This is a genomic window from Kitasatospora sp. NPDC056184, assembly GCF_042268405.1.
Taxonomy (GTDB): Bacteria; Actinomycetota; Actinomycetes; order Streptomycetales; family Streptomycetaceae; genus Kitasatospora.
Window position 1 is genome coordinate 42,295 of the sequence record NZ_JBHJUI010000006.1, and the last position, 16,862, is coordinate 59,156.

The 16,862-nt window shown below is 75.7% G+C and carries 11 protein-coding genes; 4 read left to right on the forward strand and 7 right to left on the reverse strand.

The genetic code is table 11. The features are described 5' to 3' along the window. Positions 1–25: 25 nt before the first annotated feature. Positions 26–1,984, forward strand: a complete 1,959-nt coding sequence (locus tag ACFC0B_RS14155; protein WP_376086065.1) for a sigma factor-like helix-turn-helix DNA-binding protein — start codon at positions 26–28, stop codon at positions 1,982–1,984. Positions 1,985–2,099: 115 nt separating this feature from the next. On the opposite strand, the gene sucD is transcribed toward ACFC0B_RS14155, so the two are convergent. The 5 genes from sucD to ACFC0B_RS14180 form a co-directional block, all read right to left on the reverse strand. After that, positions 2,100–2,984: a succinate--CoA ligase subunit alpha gene (sucD, locus tag ACFC0B_RS14160; RefSeq protein ID WP_376086067.1), complete on the reverse strand. Its 885-nt coding sequence runs from the start codon at positions 2,982–2,984 to the stop codon at positions 2,100–2,102. Positions 2,985–3,003: 19 nt separating this feature from the next. Further along, a complete protein-coding gene (gene sucC, locus ACFC0B_RS14165; protein ID WP_376086069.1) occupies positions 3,004–4,176 on the reverse strand; it encodes an ADP-forming succinate--CoA ligase subunit beta in 1,173 nt (390 codons plus the stop codon). 354 nt (positions 4,177–4,530) lie between these two features. Then, on the reverse strand, positions 4,531–5,736 hold the full coding sequence (locus tag ACFC0B_RS14170) for a VWA domain-containing protein (protein ID WP_376086070.1): 1,206 nt from the start codon (positions 5,734–5,736) through the stop codon (positions 4,531–4,533). 47 nt (positions 5,737–5,783) lie between these two features. After that, positions 5,784–8,132, reverse strand: coding sequence for a DUF5682 family protein (locus tag ACFC0B_RS14175; RefSeq protein ID WP_376086072.1), 2,349 nt, complete (start codon positions 8,130–8,132; stop codon positions 5,784–5,786). A gap of 73 nt (positions 8,133–8,205) precedes the next feature. Beyond that, positions 8,206–9,300, reverse strand: coding sequence for an AAA family ATPase (locus ACFC0B_RS14180; RefSeq protein WP_376086073.1), 1,095 nt, complete (start codon positions 9,298–9,300; stop codon positions 8,206–8,208). Between the two features lie 188 nt (positions 9,301–9,488). Here ACFC0B_RS14180 and ACFC0B_RS14185 point away from each other — a divergent pair, with 188 nt between their 5' ends. Both ACFC0B_RS14185 and ACFC0B_RS14190 read left to right on the forward strand, forming a co-directional pair. Beyond that, positions 9,489–10,814 (forward strand): SWIM zinc finger family protein, encoded by a 1,326-nt coding sequence (locus ACFC0B_RS14185; RefSeq protein WP_376086075.1) that lies wholly within the window; start codon positions 9,489–9,491, stop codon positions 10,812–10,814. Between the two features lie 89 nt (positions 10,815–10,903). Then, positions 10,904–12,502 carry a DUF5691 domain-containing protein gene (locus tag ACFC0B_RS14190; protein ID WP_376086077.1) on the forward strand — a complete coding sequence of 533 codons (1,599 nt, stop codon included), beginning with the start codon at positions 10,904–10,906 and terminating at the stop codon, positions 12,500–12,502. 112 nt (positions 12,503–12,614) lie between these two features. Here the strand turns inward: ACFC0B_RS14190 and ACFC0B_RS14195 are convergent, their stop codons facing one another. Beyond that, complete coding sequence (locus ACFC0B_RS14195; RefSeq protein WP_376086079.1) at positions 12,615–13,022, reverse strand: cobalamin B12-binding domain-containing protein; 408 nt, start codon at positions 13,020–13,022, stop codon at positions 12,615–12,617. 308 nt (positions 13,023–13,330) lie between these two features. Here ACFC0B_RS14195 and ACFC0B_RS14200 point away from each other — a divergent pair, with 308 nt between their 5' ends. Further along, positions 13,331–14,161, forward strand: coding sequence for a M23 family metallopeptidase (locus ACFC0B_RS14200; protein WP_376086080.1), 831 nt, complete (start codon positions 13,331–13,333; stop codon positions 14,159–14,161). A 31-nt stretch (positions 14,162–14,192) separates the two neighbouring features. Here ACFC0B_RS14200 and pcrA read toward each other — a convergent pair whose 3' ends face one another. Further along, complete coding sequence (pcrA, locus tag ACFC0B_RS14205; RefSeq protein ID WP_376086082.1) at positions 14,193–16,838, reverse strand: DNA helicase PcrA; 2,646 nt, start codon at positions 16,836–16,838, stop codon at positions 14,193–14,195. Between the last annotated feature and the right edge of the window lie 24 nt (positions 16,839–16,862).

Below are 16,862 nucleotides of genomic sequence, written 5' to 3' on the forward strand. Positions count from 1 at the left end.
CGACCGACCCGGCCAGGAGCGTCTGATGACCAAGCCCCCGACCGCCGAACACCCCGGCAACCAGCCCGCGCCCGCGACGCAGCGACGCAGCGGGAAGGGGCGTCCCGCCAAGGCCGGGGCCGGACGCGCCCGGGCCGACACCGCTCCCGCCCCCGGGAAGGGCGGGGCACCGCCCGCGCGGAACGAGTCCGCCGAGCTGCTGGGCCGCCTGACGGCGCGTGAGGCACAGGCCTTCGCCCACCTCGCGGCGGGCCGGGACCTCGCCGAGACCGCCGCCGCCCTCGGCGTCACCCCCACCACCGCCCGCAGCTACCGGCACCGGGCCCTGCGCAAGCTCGGCACCCGCACCCAGGACGAGATCGCCGCCCTGGCCGCCCTGCTGCCCGCCCCGGAGCCCGCGCCCGGCGGCCGTCCGGAGCCCGCCGGCGCGAAGCCGCGGCGCGGCGCGGCGGCCGGGTCGGGTGCGCCGGCCGCCGCACCGGGCGACCGGGCCGGGCGCGGACGGCGCACGGCCGACGGACGCGGTGGCGGCACGGACCGGACCGACGCCACCGCCGCGCCGGACCGGCAGGAAGCCGCCCACCGCCCGGAGGCGGACACCACCGGCGCCAACCGGCCGCGGGGCGTCCGCGCCGGCCGGTCCGCCGACAACGGCGCGGCGCCGCCCCGCACGGCCGGGGCCGGGGGCGAGACAGCGACCGGGCGGGACGACGACCACCGGACCACGACCGGACCGGCAGCCCCCGACCGGCACCCGGCCCAGGCCGACGCCGACCGGACGGCGGCCGCACAACCGGCCGGGGACGGCGCCGGAAGGCGGGGGCCGACCGCAGCACACACCCGGCCGACCACGCCGGGACACGGCGACGACCGGACCGCGACCGGACCGGCAGCCCCCGACCGGCACACGACCGGGGACGGCACCGGAGAGCGGAGGCCGGCGGCGGGGTTCGAGGAGGTGTACGAGACCGCGCACACCCGGTTGGCGCAGCAGGTGTTCCTGCTCACCGCGTGCAAGTACCGCGCCGTGCACTGCGTGGGGCGGGCGTTCGGGGAGGCGCGGCGGCGGTGGCCGGAGGCGGTGGCCGGGGGCGAGCCGGAGTCGTGGGTGCGGGCGCGGGCCTTCGAGCTCGCGCTGTCCCCCTGGCACCGGGGCGGCCCCCGGCGCACGCACACGTGGCGGCTGCCGCACCGCCGGATCAAGGTGCGGCCGGCCGACGAGGCCCAGGCGGTCCTGCCGGACCACGACCGCCTCACCGACCGGGACCGCGCGCTGCTCAAGGCACTCCGGCGGCTGTCCCGGCCGCAGCGCCGGGCGCTGGTGCTGCACGACGGGCTGGGGATGCCGGCCGCCGCGGTGGCGGTGGAGGTGGAGTCGACGCTGGCGGCCGCCGAGGGGCGGGTGTGGGCGGCGCGGACGGCGCTGGCGCACTGGGTGCCGGAGCTGGTCGGGACGGATCCGGCGGCGGACGGGTTCGCCGACCGGCTGTGCGCGCTGATGCACCGGGCGGCGGTGCGCGGGGTCCCGCAGCCGTACCGGCCGCCGGTCCCGCTGCTGCGGGCCCGGCACGGACTGGTGAACGCGGGCCGGACGGGGGCGGCGGCGCTGCTGACGGCCGCGGTCGGCGGCGCGGTGGTGGCGACGCTGGCGGGCGGGGGGCCGGGCGCGCTGTTCCGGCCGCCCGGCCCGCCGCCGCCCTCGCTCTGCGCGCCGTTCCCGACGTCGGCCGCCGATCCGGACGCGCCGCTGCCGCTGCTGGCGGACGGGCCGCCGTCGGGGATCCAGAGCCTCTGGTGCTCGCCGACGCCGGGGCTCGAGCCGGTCGTGGTGGATCCGCCGCCGCCCCGCGAGGACGGGCCGTACCGCCCGCCGACGGGCGGGCGGGCCGCCGAGGCACTGCCCCCGCCCGGCGCGGTGGCCGCCGAACCACCGCCCGGCTGCGCACCGGCCTGGGCCCTGCACCCGTGCGCACCGGGCCGGTGAACGCGACGGCACAGCGCGCCGAGCCGAAGGGCGCGCCGGCGCCGAAAGGGAGACAGCACAGCGCCCCCGACCGGAGGTCCGGTCGGGGGCGCTGTGTCGGCGAGCGGGAAGGGTGTCAGCCCTTGAACAGCTCACGGGCCAGGCGGGCGGTCTCGGACGGCGTCTTGCCGACCTTGACGCCGGCGGCCTCAAGGGCCTCCTTCTTGGCCTGCGCGGTGCCCGAGGAGCCGGAGACGATGGCGCCGGCGTGGCCCATGGTCTTGCCCTCGGGGGCGGTGAAGCCCGCGACGTAGCCGACGACCGGCTTGGTCACGTTCTCCTTGATGAAGGCCGCGGCCCGCTCCTCGGCGTCGCCGCCGATCTCACCGATCATGACGATGAGCTCGGTCTCCGGGTCCTCCTGGAACGCCTTGAGGGCGTCGATGTGGGTGGTGCCGATGACCGGGTCACCGCCGATGCCCACGGCCGAGGTGAAGCCGATGTCCCGCAGCTCGTACATGAGCTGGTAGGTCAGGGTGCCGGACTTCGAGACCAGGCCGATCTTGCCGGCCTTGGTGATGTCGGCCGGGATGATGCCGGCGTTCGACTGTCCGGGGCTGATCAGGCCGGGGCAGTTCGGGCCGATGATCCGGGTCTTGTTGCCCTTCGCGCCGGCGTGGGCCCAGAAGGCGGCGGTGTCGTGCACCGGGACGCCCTCGGTGATGACGACGGCCAGGCCGATCTCGGCGTCGACGGCCTCGACGACGGCGCTCTTGGTGTGCGCCGGCGGGACGAAGATGACGGTGACGTCGGCACCGGTCTTCTCGATGGCCTCGGCGACGGTGCCGAAGACGGGCACCTCGGTGCCGTCGACGTCCACGGTGGTCCCGGCCTTGCGCGGGTTGACACCGCCGACGATCTGGGTGCCGGAGGCGAGCATGCGGCGGGTGTGCTTCATGCCCTCGGAGCCGGTCATGCCCTGAACGATGACCTTGCTGTCCTTGGTAAGGAAGATAGCCATGGTGTGAAAGTCCCCTTCCTTACTTGTTGGCCAGCTCGGCGGCGCGGTCGGCCGCACCGTCCATGGTGTCCACCTGCTCGACGAGCGGGTGGTTGGCGTCGGTCAGGATCTGACGACCCAGCTCGGCGTTGTTGCCGTCGAGGCGGACGACCAGCGGCTTGGTGACGGCCTCACCCTTGCTCTCCAGGAGCGCGAGGGCCTGGACGATGCCGTTGGCGACCGCGTCGCACGCGGTGATGCCGCCGAAGACGTTGACGAAGACCGACTTGACGTCGGCGTCGCCGAGGATGATCTCCAGGCCGTTGGCCATGACCTCGGCGGAGGCGCCGCCACCGATGTCGAGGAAGTTGGCGGGCTTGACGCCGCCGTGGTTCTCACCGGCGTAGGCGACCACGTCGAGGGTGCTCATGACGAGGCCCGCGCCGTTGCCGATGATGCCGACCTGGCCGTCGAGCTTGACGTAGTTGAGGCCCTTGGCCTTGGCGGCGGCCTCCAGCGGGTTGGCGGCGGCCTTGTCCTCGAGCGCCTCGTGCTCCGGCTGGCGGAACTCGGCGTTCTCGTCCAGGGAGACCTTGCCGTCGAGCGCGATGATCTTGCCGTCGCCGGACTTGATCAGCGGGTTGACCTCGACGAGGAGGGCGTCCTCCTTGACAAAGACGACCCAGAGCTTCTGCAGGACCTCGGCGACCTGGTCGGCGACCTCGGCCGGGAACTTCGCGGCGGCGACGATCTCGGCGGCCTTCTCCGGGGTGACACCCACGTTGGGGTCGACCGGGATCTTGGCGAGCGCGTCGGGGTTCTCCTCCGCGACGACCTCGATCTCCACGCCGCCCTCGACGCTGGCCATGGCCAGGAAGGTGCGGTTGGTGCGGTCCAGCAGGAACGAGACGTAGTACTCGTCCTTGATGTCCGCGGTCTGGGCCAGCATCACCTTGTGCACGGTGTGGCCCTTGATGTCCATGCCGAGGATCTGCCCGGCCTTGGCGACGGCGTCGGCCGGGTCGGCGGCGAGCTTCACGCCGCCGGCCTTGCCACGGCCGCCCACCTTCACCTGAGCCTTGACGACGGCGCGGCCGCCGAAGCGCTCCGCGATGGCGGCAGCGTCTGCGGCGGTCTCGATGACATCGCCGTCAAGCACGGGCACGCCGTGCTTGGCGAAGAGGTCCCTCGCCTGGTACTCGAACAGGTCCACGTGTTTGTCCTTGTTCGTGGTCGCGGATTGTGTCTCTACGAGCGTGCCACGGCAGGATCTTCGCTGCGGGTCGTCGGGGCGGTGCGGGTACGCAGAAGTACGGCCTTGCGGCCCACACAGCCACGGGCGCACACGTCAATCAACACGCGCGTCACGTCCGTCTGGCAGGTTATCCCCGTACGACGTGCGTGTTTCGCCCGGGGCCTGCCCGTCTTTGGTGAGAACCGTCACAGACAGCTTAGGGGGCGTGCGCCGGGTGCCCCGACCGGCGGCTTCGCGCGGTCGCGCCCCCGGTTCCGCCGTTCGGGTGAGCCCGGCGGAACCCGGGGGCGGCGGCCGCGCCGACGGCTCGGTTCACACCCCCTGGTCCGGGACCGGGATCGGGCGCTTCTCGATCGCCGCCGCCATGATCTCCGGGAAGACGTCGGGGGTGCAGGCGAAGGCCGGGGCGCCGAGCGCGGCCAGCGCGGCGGCGTGCGCGTGGTCGTAGGCGGGCGCGCCCTCGTCGGAGAGCGCCAGCAGGGCGATGAACTGGACGCCGGCCGCCTTCATCGCGGCCACCCGCTTGAGCATCTCGTCGCGGATGCCGCCCTCGTAGAGGTCGCTGATCAGGACGACGATCGTCTCGGCCGGCCGGGTGATCCGGGACTGGCAGTAGGCGAGCGCCCGGTTGATGTCGGTGCCGCCGCCGAGCTGGGTCGCGAAGAGCACGTCGACCGGGTCGGTGAGCTGCTCGGTGAGGTCGACCACGGAGGTGTCGAAGACCACCAGCCGGGTGTCCAGGCTCTTCATCGAGGCGAGCACGGCGCCGAACACCGCCGAGTGCACCACGGACGGCGCCATCGAGCCGGACTGGTCGATGCAGAGGATGACGTCCTTCTTCACCGCGCGCTGGGCGCGGGCGTAGCCGACCAGCCGCTCGGGGACGACCGTGCCGTGCTCGGGCAGGTAGTTCTTCAGGTTGGCCCGGATGGTGCGGTCCCAGTCGATGTCGCGGTGGCGCGGGCGGTTGACCCGGGCGCTGCGGTCCAGCGCGCCGCCCAGGGTGGCCCGGGTGCGGTCGGCGAGCCGGCGCTCCAGGTCGGCGACCACCCGGCCGACGACCGCGCGGGCGGTCTCCCGGGTGGTCTCGGGCAGCGCGTGCTTGAGCGAGAGCAGGGTGCCGACCAGGTGGACGTCCGGCTCGACCGCCTCCAGCATCTCGGGCTCCAGCAGCAGCTGTTCGAGGCCGAGCCGGGTGATGGCGTCCTGCTGCATCAACTGGACGACGGTGGCCGGGAAGTACGTCCGGATGTCGCCCAGCCAGCGGGCCACCTGCGGGGCCGAGCCGCCGAGGCCGGCGCTGCGGCGGCCGGAGCGCGGCTGCCCGGCCCGGCCGTCCTCGGCGGCGCCCCGGTAGAGCGCGGCGAGCGCGCCGTCCATCGCGGCGTCCCGGCCGTGCAGGGTGCGGCCGGTGCCGTCCGCCTCGCCGCCGAGGACCAGCCGCCAGCGGCGCAGCCGCTCGTCGGCGCGGGCGCCGGGGTCGGCGGCGGACGCGGTGCCGGGGGTGGTGACTGCCATCGGAGGCTCCTCTGCGTGCGGTCGGCGGTCGGGGACGGGGGGTGTCGTCAGGTGTCGCGGCCCTCGGCCTGCCGGGGGATCCGCGGGCCGGCGCCGGGTTCTCCGGCGCCGGTCGGCAGCCCGAGCAGCAGGGCCACCACGGGCAGTGCGGCGTCGGCCCGCAGGCGGTCCAACTCGGCGGTTTCCGCGTCCGGTTCGGCGTTCCCGGGGCCGAGCGGGCCGGCCGCGACCCGGCTGCCGACGGTGTGCCGGACGCCGGCCTCCAGGGTGGCGAAGGTGCGCCGCAGCAGCGGCAGCACGTCCGTGAAGACCTCCGCCGGGACGCCGGTCAGCCAGTCGTCGAGCAGGCCGAGCAGGCGGGGGTCGTGGAGCAGCAGGGCGCCGCCCCCGGTCAGGAAGCCCTCGATCCAACCGGCCGCGTCCGCCGGGCTGTTGGCGGCGGACAGCACCAGGCCGAGCCGCCGCCCGGCCTCGCCGGAGTCGAGCCGGCCGTCGTCCAGCAGCAGCCGGACAGCGCGCCCGCGCAGCAGGCCGGGGACGCCGGTGGCCGGTCCGCCGGACGGCTCGCGCCGGGCGAGCGCCCGCAGGGTGGCGGCCCAGCGGTCGGCGAGTCCGGCGAGCCCGGCGGCGGAGCCGTCCGGCTGGTCCAGCAGGCCGATCGCGCCGTGCACCTCGTCCAGGTGGCCGCGCATCACGGCGGCTCCGGCGGCGTCCAGGCCGGTGCAGGCGGGCGGCAGGCCGACGCAGATCCGGTCGGCGAGGCCGCCGGCGACCTCGCCGAGCGCGCCGTGGTCGGTGCCCCGGACGTCGCCGTAGCGCAGCGCGCGGACCAGCGCGGGCAGCGCGCCGGCCAGGTGGGCGACGTCGGTGTCCAGGGCGGCGCAGTCGGCGAGCACCCGCATCACGGCGGGCAGCGCCTCGGCCAGCCCGGCCACCAGGCAGGTCTCCACCAGCCCGGTGAGTTCGGCGAGTTCGGCGGCGGCCCGGGCGGTGCCGACCGCCTTGCCGGCGGCCGCCCGCTCGACCGTGGTGCCCCACTGGGCGGCCTCGGCGATCCGGACCGCGAACTCGGGCTGCCAGCACAGCCGCCAGCTCTCCCGGAAGGTTCCGGTGGAGGCGACGGCGGAGCGGACCGGCACGCCCCAGTCGACGCCGAGCAGGCGCAGCCGGTGCAGCAGCCGGGAGCGGGCCGCGTCGGTCTCCTTGCGCAGGTCGAGGTCGAGGTCGCGCGGGGCGGGGTCGGGCTTGAGCCGCAGGGTGCGCTGGAGCCGGGCGAGGTCGCGCTGGAGCGGGACGGCGGGCGCGGCCTCGGGCACCTCGCCGAGCGCGTCGCCGATCACCAGCCGGTCCTCGACGAGCGCGAGGGCGACGTCCGAGCCGTCGCACATCACCGCGCGGACGGCGTCCAGCGTCTCGGTGAGCCCGGCGAGCGGGCGGCCGCGCAGCACGGCGAGGGTGCGGGCCAGCCGGACGGCCTCGATGACGTGCGCGGAGGAGACCGGGTGGTCCTCGGCGCGCAGCAGGTCGGCGGCCCGGGTGAGCCAGCCGGGCAGCGGGTCGCCGTCCGTGCGGTGCAGGTGGCGGTACCAGCCCGGGGAGACGATCCCGGCGCCGTAGCCGGTGAGTTGGGAGAGCCGGCGGTGCGTCCAGGGCACCCAGGTGACCTCGGTGCGTACCTTCTTCGGCAGCTCGGCGAGCAGCGCCCGGTCGTGCGCGACGGTCGGCATGGCGGCCAGCGCGGGGACGTGGAAGGCCCCGCAGACCACGGCGATCCGCCGGTGGCCGGCCCGGCGGGCGGCGCGGATCTGCTGGCGCATGTACGCCTCGCGCCGCTCGTCGCGCCGGCCCGCTCCGCCGTCCTCGCGCAGGGCCGCCATCGCCTCGGCGACGGCCGCGAAGGGCGCGAGCGCGTCCTCGCCGTCGCCGGGGCGGCGGTGCTCGACGACGTCCTCCCACCAGCGCTCCGGGTCGTCGTGGCCGGCGGCCTCGGCGAGCCGGGCGATCGGGTCGCCCGGCAGGTCCGCGTCCGCCGCGTCGGCGCCGTCACCGCCCCGCTCCTCCGCCTCCGCGGCGTCGGCGAAGGCGTAGCCGGCCGGCAGGTCGATGAAGCGGAGCGGGAGGCCGAGTTCGGTGGCGTAGCGGATCGCCACCCACTCCGGCGAGAACTCGGCGTACGGCCAGAAGGCGGCGCGGGCCGGGTCGTCGGCCGCGTGGGCCAGCAGGGCGACCGGCGGCACCATGTCCTTCTCCCCCGCCAGTGCGAGGATCGGGTCGGCCTCCGGCGGGCCCTCCACCAGGACGGCGTCCGGTCGCAGCTGCTCCAGTGCGGCGGCCACCGAGCGGGCCGAGCCGGGGCCGTGGTGCCGGACGCCGAGCAGCGTCACCTCTGCGCTCATCGCGCGCTCCCTCCCGAGTGTTCCGAGCTTGCGGTCGTACGGTGCACGGCCGTGCGGGGCACGGTCGTGCCGTTCAGCGGGCGTTCTCACGGGCGGCGCGGTAGAAGTCCTTCCAGCCGTCGCGCTCGCGGACCACGCCCTCCACGTACTCGCTCCAGACCTGCTGGTCGGCGGCCGGGTCTCGGACCACCGCGCCGATCACACCGGCCGCGACGTCGGCGGCCCGCAGCACGCCGTCGCCGAAGTGGGCGGCGAGCGCCATGCCGTTGGTGACCACCGAGATGGCCTCGGCGGTGGAGAGGGTGCCGCTGGGGGTCTTCACCTTGGTCCGGCCGTCGGCGGTGATACCGGCCCGCAGCTCGCGGAAGACGGTCACCACGCGCCTGATCTCCTCGGCTCCGCCGGGCAGTTCCGGCAGCTGGAGGGAGCGGCCGAGCTGCTCGACCCGGCGGCTGACGATCTCGACCTCCTCCTCCAGCGAGCCGGGCAGCGGCAGCACCACGGTGTTGAAGCGGCGGCGCAGGGCGCTGGACAGCTCGTTGACGCCGCGGTCGCGGTCGTTGGCGGTGGCGATGAGGTTGAAGCCGCGCACGGCCTGGGTCTCGGTGCCCAGCTCCGGGATCGGGAGGGTCTTCTCGGACAGGATGGTGATCAGACTGTCCTGGACGTCCGCCGGAATGCGGGTCAGCTCCTCGACCCGGGCGATCCGGCCCTCCGCCATCGCCCGCATCAGCGGCGAGGGGACGAGCGCCTCCCGGCTCGGCCCGTTGGTGAGCAGCTCCGCGTAGTTCCAGCCGTACCGGACGGCCTCCTCGGGGGTGCCGGCGGTGCCCTGCACCAGCAGCGTGGAGTCGCCGCTGATCGCCGCGGCGAGGTGCTCGGACACCCAGGTCTTGGCGGTGCCCGGCACGCCGAGCAGCAGCAGCGCGCGGTCGGTGGCGAGCGTGGTGACGGCGACCTCCACCACCCGGCGCGGGCCGATGTACTTGGGGGTGATCACGGTGCCGTCGGGCAGCTCGCCGCCCAGCAGGTAGGTGGCGACGGCCCACGGGGAGAGCTTCCAGCGCTCCGGGCGCGGGCGGTCATCCTGGGCGGCCAGCGCGGACAGCTCGGCGGCGAACGCGTCCTCGGCGTGCTGCCGCAGGACCTCGGTCACGACGTCGGTCATCGGGGCTCCTTCGGGTCGGCCGCCGGGCACACGGATGCCCGGGCGACGGGGTGATCGGGGGGAGCCAGGTCGGCGTCCCGGCCTGCGGAACCACCATGCACCGGACCACTGACAATCCTGACCGGACCTCAGTTCGGGCCGTCCGGGCCGCCGGTCGACTGTCAGTGCCGCCGCCTACCGTCGTGGTCATGGAGGAACGCTGGAGCACCGAACACGTCCTGTCCCTGGCACCCGACGCCGCCTCGCGGAAGGCCGCGGGCAAGCTCTCCGCGCCCGCCCCCTGGTCCGCCGCGGGCACCGACGGCGCGGCGGTCTGGGGCGAGTGCAGGGGCAGCGGCAGCACGCCGTACCGCACGGTCGTCGAGCTCGCCACGCCCGCCTACCAGTGCAGCTGCCCGAGCCGGAAGTTCCCCTGCAAGCACGCCCTGGGGCTGCTGCTGCTCTGGAGCGGCTCGCCCACCGCGGTGCCGGACGGCGCGGAGCCCGCCGACTGGGCCGCCGAGTGGCTGAAGGGCCGCCAGGAGCGCGCCGAGCAGCGGGCCGTGCGAGCGGAGGCGCCGGCCGACCCGGCCGCCGCCCGCCGCCGCGCCGAGAAGCGCTCCGCCCGGGTCGCGGCCGGCGCCGCCGAGCTGCGGCTGCGGCTCGCCGACCGGGTCCGGCACGGCCTCGCCGACCAGTCCACCGCCGGCCCCTGGGAGGAGGTCGCGGCCCGGATGGTCGACGCCCAGGCCCCCGGCCTGGCCACCCGGGTCCGCGAACTCGACGCGGTGCCGCAGCACGGGCTGCTGGCGGAGTACGCGATGCTCCACCTGCTCGCCACCGCCGCGACCCGGCTCGACGAGCTGCCCGCGCCGCTCGCCGCGACCGTCCGCGCCCGGGTCGGCTACACCACCGAGACCGCCGAGCTGCTGGCCGGCCCGACCGTCCGGGACCGCTGGCAGGTCCTCGGCAGCCGGACCTCGCCCATGGAAGGGGGGTCCGACGAACGGCTGACCACCCGCCGGCTCTGGCTGCGCGGCGCCAAGACCGGCCGCCCGGCCCTGCTGATCGCCTTCGGCCGCCCCGGCCAGGCCCCCGAACTCGCCCTGCCCACCGGCCAGGTGGTCGAGGCCGAGCTGGCCTTCCACCCCGGCGCCCGCCCGCTGCGGGCCGTCCTCGGCACCCGCTACGGCGCCCCCGCGCCGGCACCCGACGGGCCGCCGCCCGGCCTGGCCGTCGCCGAGGCGGTGGCCGGCTACGGCACCGCGGTGGCCGACGACCCGTGGCTGGACGCCTGGCCGACGGTGCTCACCGAGGTCGTCCCGGTGCTCTCCGAGGAGGGCTGGCACCTCACCGACGGCCGGCACACCGTCCCGGTGCACCGCGCCGCCGTGCCGGAGGCCGCGCTCTGGCGGCTCGCCGCCGTCTCCACCGGCCGTCCGCTCACCGTCTTCGGCGAGTACGGCCACCGCGGCTTCGCACCGGTCACCGCCTGGGGGCCCGACGGCCGCCCGATCGGCCTCGGCACGCCCTGAGCGGGCCCCGCCGCGCCCCGGGCGCGCGCCGCGAGCCCGCCGACACCCCGACGTCCACCCGCACCCGTTCCACCGGAGGAGGAGGCCCCGTGCCCGACCCCTGGGAGTCCCTGCAGACCACCGCCCTGCTGGGCACCGACCGCCGCCCGCTCCCCGCGCCCGGCCCGGCCGCCCCGTACGACGAGGCCGTCGACCGCGCCGACCCGGCCACCGCGCTGCTCGAACTCGCCGCCCTGGAGACGGTCCGCCGCCGGGCCGGCGCGCTGCCCGTGCCGGCCGCCGCCCCGGCCGACCGGCCGGCCGCCGAGGACCCCCGCCCCGAGCTGCCGGCCGCCGCCGCGCGCCGGCTCTCGCTGCTGCTCTCCACCCGCGGCGGCGGCAGCGGCGTGCTCGCCAACGTCGGCGAGCTGCTCCCGCAGTGGCTCGCCACCGCCCGCGAGCGCGGCTACCGCGCGCCCGCCGCCAGCGTCCCGGCCCTGCTGGACGCCGCCCGCGCCCGCAGCGAGCTGCGCCCCGACGCGGTCGCGCTGGCCGGCCCGCTCGGCCGCTGGCTCGCCGAGCGCAACGCGGACTGGCGGTTCGTCCAGCGCGCCGCCCCGGAGCCGGTGCCCGCCCCGGAGCCCGCCTCCGCCCCGGACACCGCGCCCGCCGAGGGCGACCGGCTGTGGCACGAGGGCCTGTTCGCCGAACGGGTCACCCACCTCACCCTGCTCCGCCGCCGCGACCCGGCGGCCGGGCTCGCGCTGCTGCGCGGCACCTGGTCCACCGAGCGCGCCGAGGACCGGCTGCTGTTCCTGGACGCCCTCCAGGAGGGCCTCTCGCTCGCCGACGAACCCTTCCTGGAGGCCGCGCTGGGCGACCGCAGCAAGAACGTCCGGGCCACCGCCGCCGAACTGCTCTCCACCCTGCCCGGCTCCGCGCTGGCCACCCGGATGGCCGAGCGCGCCCGCACCGCCGTGCGCCTCTCCGCCCATGGCACGCACGTGCTGGTCACCCCGCCCACCGCCTGCGACCCGGCCATGCAGCGCGACGGCATACCCCCCAAGTCGCCCACCGGGCGCGGCGAACGGGCCTGGTGGTTCGGCGAGGTGATCGCCGCCGCACCGCTCTCCCTGTGGTCCGGGCACACCGGCCTGACGCCCGAGCGGCTGCTCACGCTGCGGGTCGGCGACGCGATCGACGAGACCAGCAGCACCTGGGCCGACGACCTGCGCGAGGCCTGGGCCCGGGCCGCCGTCCGCCAGCAGGACGCCGCCTGGGCGCGCGCCCTGCTCGGCCCCGCGCCCGTCCCCGGCCCCGGGCGCCCCGCCCGCACCACCGGCGCCCCCGCCAAGCTGCTCGCGGTGCTCCCGCCCGCCGAACGGGCCGCCTGGACGGCCGCGTTCATCGAGGCGCACGGCCTCGGTGACGCCTTCCAGCTGCTCGGCGCCTGCGCCACCCCGTGGACGCCGCCGCTCTCCACCGCGGTGGTCGAGGCACTGGCCCGGGCCGCCGCCTCCGGTGCCTACCCGTGGAGCCACAGCGGGGTGCTGGGCATGACCGAACGCGCGCTCTCCCCGGAGAGCGCCGGGGCGGTCGAGGCGCTGGCCGCCGGGTCCGCGCCCGCCACCGCCTGGGGCGAGACCTTCGCCCGGCTCGCCGGGACGCTGCGCTTCCGCGAGGCGATGCTCGCCGAACTCGCGGCCTGACCGGCGGCCGCCCGCGGCCCGGGCCACCCGGCCCCGGACACGCGACGGGGCCTGACACGCGACGGGGCCGGGTACCGGACACGCCGTCCGGCCCCGGCCCCGTCGACGGCGGTCAGCCCGCGGCGCGCAGGTTGGCCTCGACCCAGGCGACCACGTCGCTGGTCGGCGTGCCCGGGGTGAAGATGTCGGCGACACCCATCGCCTTCAGCTCGACGATGTCGTCGTCCGGGATGATCCCGCCGCAGAACACCTTGATGTCCTCGGCCTCGCGCTCCTTCAGCAGCTCCAGCACCCGCGCGCAGAGCGTCATGTGCGCCCCGGACAGGATCGACAGGCCGATGCCGTCCGCGTCCTCCTGGATCGCGGTGTCGACCACCTGCTCCGGCGTCTGGTGCAGGCCGGTGTAGATGACCTCCATACCGGCGTCGCGCAGGGCGCGCGCGATGACCTTGGCGCCGCGGTCGTGGCCGTCCAGCCCCGGCTTGGCGACCACCACGCGGATCGGTCCTGACACACCCATCACTGCCTCCCGGACCTCGTCGTCCATCCCCCACCGGACTTTGTGAGCACGGGCGAGGTTAACGAGCAATAACCAATCTGAGGGGAGGGTAGCGTCACCCGCCGGGGTTGGCGGCGCCGCCCCTCAAGACGAGGGGAAAATCACAGCCCGCCCGCCGCCCTCCCCTGTTCTACCCCGCAACCGCACACCCGCAGCCCCTTGACATCCGGACTTTTGTCCGGACGTCGGGCTTCCGGCTACAGTCACGGTCGTTTCACCCTCCGTCCCCGCCCGACGACGCGCCCGAGGCCACCGAGGAGGCAGCCGCGATGGCTCCCGAAGCAGCCGCCCGCCCGACCCGTGCGGAACTGCGTCTCGCCGCCCGCGAGCAGTCCCGGTCCCAGCGCCGCGACGCCGCCAAGGCCGCCACCCGCACGGCACTGCTGCGGGTCGCCCTGCCGTCGGTGGCCGCGCTCGGCGTCGCCGCCGCGGCGGCCGTCACCGTGCAGGGCGAGGCCGACCAGCAGCGCGCCCAGGCGGCCGGCCGGGCCCCCGAGCAGACCACCGCCGCCGACGTACCGGACGGCGCGCACGCCGAGGCCGCGCAGGCCGCCCAGCAGGCGCTCGCCGCCGGCCAGGCCGACCAGGCCTCCCGCGGCGACGCCCGCCAGCCGCTCGCCGGAACCCAGGGCGCGCCCGACGCCGCCGGGCAGCCGGCCACGCAGGCCGCCGCCACCGACCAGGTACCCGCACCGGCCCGCCCCACGGTCTCGATGCCGGTCGCCCAGCACGGCATCGGCGAGGCCTTCGGCGCGGCCGGCACCCACTGGGCCAAGCGGCACACCGGCATCGACTTCCCGGTGGACGGCGGCACCCAGGTGATGGCCGTCACCGACGGCACCATCCGCACGCAGTGGAACGCGTCGTACGGCTACATGACGATCCTCAAGACCGCCGACGGCACCGAGGTCTGGTACTGCCACCTGCGCTCGTACAAGATCCGCAAGGGCACGGTGAAGGCCGGCGACGTCATCGCCTTCGTCGGCAGCAGCGGCAACAGCACCGGCCCGCACCTGCACCTGGAGGTCCGCCCGGCCGGCGGGGGCGCCCCCGTCGACCCGCTGCCCTGGTTCCTCGCCCAGGGCCTCGACCCGCGCTGAGCACCGCGCGGGCCGGGGAGCCCCGGGTCCGCTAGAGCTTCTCGACCGGCGCGTAGCGCAGCAGCAACTGCTTGCGCCCCTCCGTGCCGAAGTCCACCGTGGCCTGCGCCTTGTCGCCGGCCCCGGTGGTGGCCACCACCGTGCCCAGCCCGAAGGTGTCGTGGGTGACCCGGTCGCCGACCGCCAGCGCGACCACCTCCCGCTCCACCGCCGCGCCCGAGCGCCGCGCCGACTGGCCCCAGCCCGCCTTCGGCGAGGCCCCGGCCGACTGGCCTCGCGAGGAGGCGCCGCCGCGCGACGAACCGCCCGACCCGCCCGAACCGCCCGAGGACTTCCCGCCCCAGGACGACCCGGACGAGAAGCCCCGCGAGGCCGGCGCCGACGCCGCCCCCGTGCGCTTCCACTCCACCAGCGTCTCCGGGATCTCCTCCAGGAACCGCGAGGCCGGGTTGTACGACGGCTGCCCCCAGGCGCTGCGCAGCACCGACCTGGTCAGGTAGAGCCGCTGCCGCGCCCGGGTCAGCCCGACGTACGCGAGGCGCCGCTCCTCCTCCAGCTCCTTGACCTGGTTGAGCGCCCGCATGTGCGGGAAGATGCCGTCCTCCATGCCGGTCAGGAAGACCACCGGGAACTCCAGGCCCTTGGCGGTGTGCAGGGTCATCATCGTGATGACGCCCTGGCCCTCCCCGTCCTCGTCCGGGATCTGGTCCGAGTCGGCGACCAGCGCCACCCGCTCCAGGAAGTCGGCCAGCGAGCCGACCGGCGGCGCGCCGTCCTCGCCCGCGTCCGGGCGCTCGCCCGGGTCCTGCTCGTACTCCAGGGCGACCGAGGCCAGCTCCTGGAGGTTCTCCACCCGGGTCTCGTCCTGCGGGTCGGTCGACGCCTGGAGCTCGGCGAGGTAGCCGGTCTCCTCCAGCACCGCCTCCAGCACCGCGGCCGGACCCGCGCCGGACTCGACGACCTGGCGCAGCCCGGCCATCAGCGCGTTGAACTTCTTCACCGCGTTCGCCGAGCGCGCGGCCATCCCGTACGCCTCGTCGACCCGCTGCAGCGCCTGCGCGAAGGAGATCCGTTCGCGCGCGGACAGCGCGTCGATCATCGCCTCGGCCCGCTCGCCGATGCCGCGCTTGGGCACGTTGAGGATCCGGCGCAGCGGCACGGTGTCCTCCGGGTTGGACAGCACCCGCAGGTAGGCCAGGACGTCCTTGACCTCCTTGCGCTCGTAGAAGCGCACCCCGCCGACCACCTTGTACGGCAGGCCGACCCGGATGAACACCTCCTCGAAGACACGGGACTGCGCGTTGGTGCGGTAGAAGATCGCGACGTCGCCGGGCTTGGCCGCGCCCGCGTCGGTGAGCCGGTCGATCTCGTCGGCGATGAACTGGGCCTCGCCGTGCTCGTCGTCCGCGACGTAGCCGACGACCTTCTCGCCGTCCTCGCCGGCCGTCCAGAGCTTCTTCTTGCGCCGGTTGGCGTTGCGCTCGATGACGGAGTTGGCCGCGCTCAGGATGGTCTGGGTGGAGCGGTAGTTCTGCTCCAGCAGGATCGTGGTGGCGTTCGGGTAGTCCTCCTCGAACTGGAGGATGTTGCGGATCGTCGCGCCGCGGAAGGCGTAGATCGACTGGTCCGCGTCACCGACCACGCACAGCTCGGCGGGCGGCACCTCGGCCAGCCGGCCGGCCGCCGGGTCGACCCAGTCGCCGTCGACGGTGCGCTTCGGCGCGTCGACGGCCGCGCCGCCGCTCAGCTCGCGGACCAGCGTGTACTGGGCGTGGTTGGTGTCCTGGTACTCGTCGACCAGGATGTGCCGGAACCGCCGCCGGTAGTGCTCCGCGACGTCCGGGAACGCCTGGAGCAGGTTCACCGTCGTCATGATGATGTCGTCGAAGTCGAGGGCGTTGGCCTCGCGCAGCCGCCGCTGGTAGAGGACGTACGCCTCGGCGAGCTTCTTCTCCATCGGGTTGGCGGCCTGATCGGCGTAGGTCTCCTCGTCGATCAGCTCGTTCTTGAGGTTGCTGACCTTGGCGGTGAAGGACTTCGGCGGGAACTGCTTGGGGTCCAGGTCGAGGTCGCGGCAGACCAACGCCATCAGCCGCTGCGAGTCGGCCGAGTCGTAGATCGAGAACGACGAGGTGAAGCCGAGCTGCTTGGACTCGCGGCGCAGGATCCGCACGCAGGCGCTGTGGAAGGTGGAGACCCACATCGCCCGGGCGCGCGGGCCGACCAGCTGCTCGACGCGCTCGCGCATCTCGCCGGCCGCCTTGTTGGTGAAGGTGATCGCCAGGATCTCGCCCGGCTGCACCCCGCGCGCGCCGAGCAGGTACGCGATCCGGTGGGTGAGCACCCGGGTCTTGCCGGAGCCGGCGCCGGCCACGATCAGCAGCGGCGAGCCGGCGTGCAGCACGGCCTCGCGCTGCGGGTCGTTCATGCCCTCCAGCAGCGCGGCCGGGTCGATCACGGGGCGGGCGGCGCCGTTGCGGTACCAGGCGTCCCGCTCCGCCTCGGCGGCGTGGTCGGTGTGGAACAGCCCGTCCGGGATCGCCTCCTCGTAGGCGTCGTACGGGGCGTCGTCCCCGTACGGCGGCGGCTCCTCGTCGATCGGCGGCGCGGGCTGCTTCGACCCGGCGGCGGGGGCCTCGAAACCGGGGAGCGGGAGGTCGTCAAAGAGGCTACTCATGGCACTGACGAGTCTATGGCCACG

What these genes read in the sequence shown, in the direction of transcription:
- ACFC0B_RS14195 (WP_376086079.1), bottom strand. Translation starts at nt 13,022, where the DNA reads ATGGGTGTGTCAGGACCGATCCGCGTGGTGGTCGCCAAGCCGGGGCTG.
- sucD (WP_376086067.1), bottom strand. Translation starts at nt 2,984, where the DNA reads ATGGCTATCTTCCTTACCAAGGACAGCAAGGTCATCGTTCAGGGCATG.
- ACFC0B_RS14170 (WP_376086070.1), bottom strand. Translation starts at nt 5,736, where the DNA reads ATGGCAGTCACCACCCCCGGCACCGCGTCCGCCGCCGACCCCGGCGCC.
- pcrA (WP_376086082.1), bottom strand. Translation starts at nt 16,838, where the DNA reads ATGAGTAGCCTCTTTGACGACCTCCCGCTCCCCGGTTTCGAGGCCCCC.
- ACFC0B_RS14200 (WP_376086080.1), top strand. Translation starts at nt 13,331, where the DNA reads ATGGCTCCCGAAGCAGCCGCCCGCCCGACCCGTGCGGAACTGCGTCTC.
- ACFC0B_RS14185 (WP_376086075.1), top strand. Translation starts at nt 9,489, where the DNA reads ATGGAGGAACGCTGGAGCACCGAACACGTCCTGTCCCTGGCACCCGAC.
- ACFC0B_RS14155 (WP_376086065.1), top strand. Translation starts at nt 26, where the DNA reads ATGACCAAGCCCCCGACCGCCGAACACCCCGGCAACCAGCCCGCGCCC.
- ACFC0B_RS14180 (WP_376086073.1), bottom strand. Translation starts at nt 9,300, where the DNA reads ATGACCGACGTCGTGACCGAGGTCCTGCGGCAGCACGCCGAGGACGCG.
- ACFC0B_RS14175 (WP_376086072.1), bottom strand. Translation starts at nt 8,132, where the DNA reads ATGAGCGCAGAGGTGACGCTGCTCGGCGTCCGGCACCACGGCCCCGGC.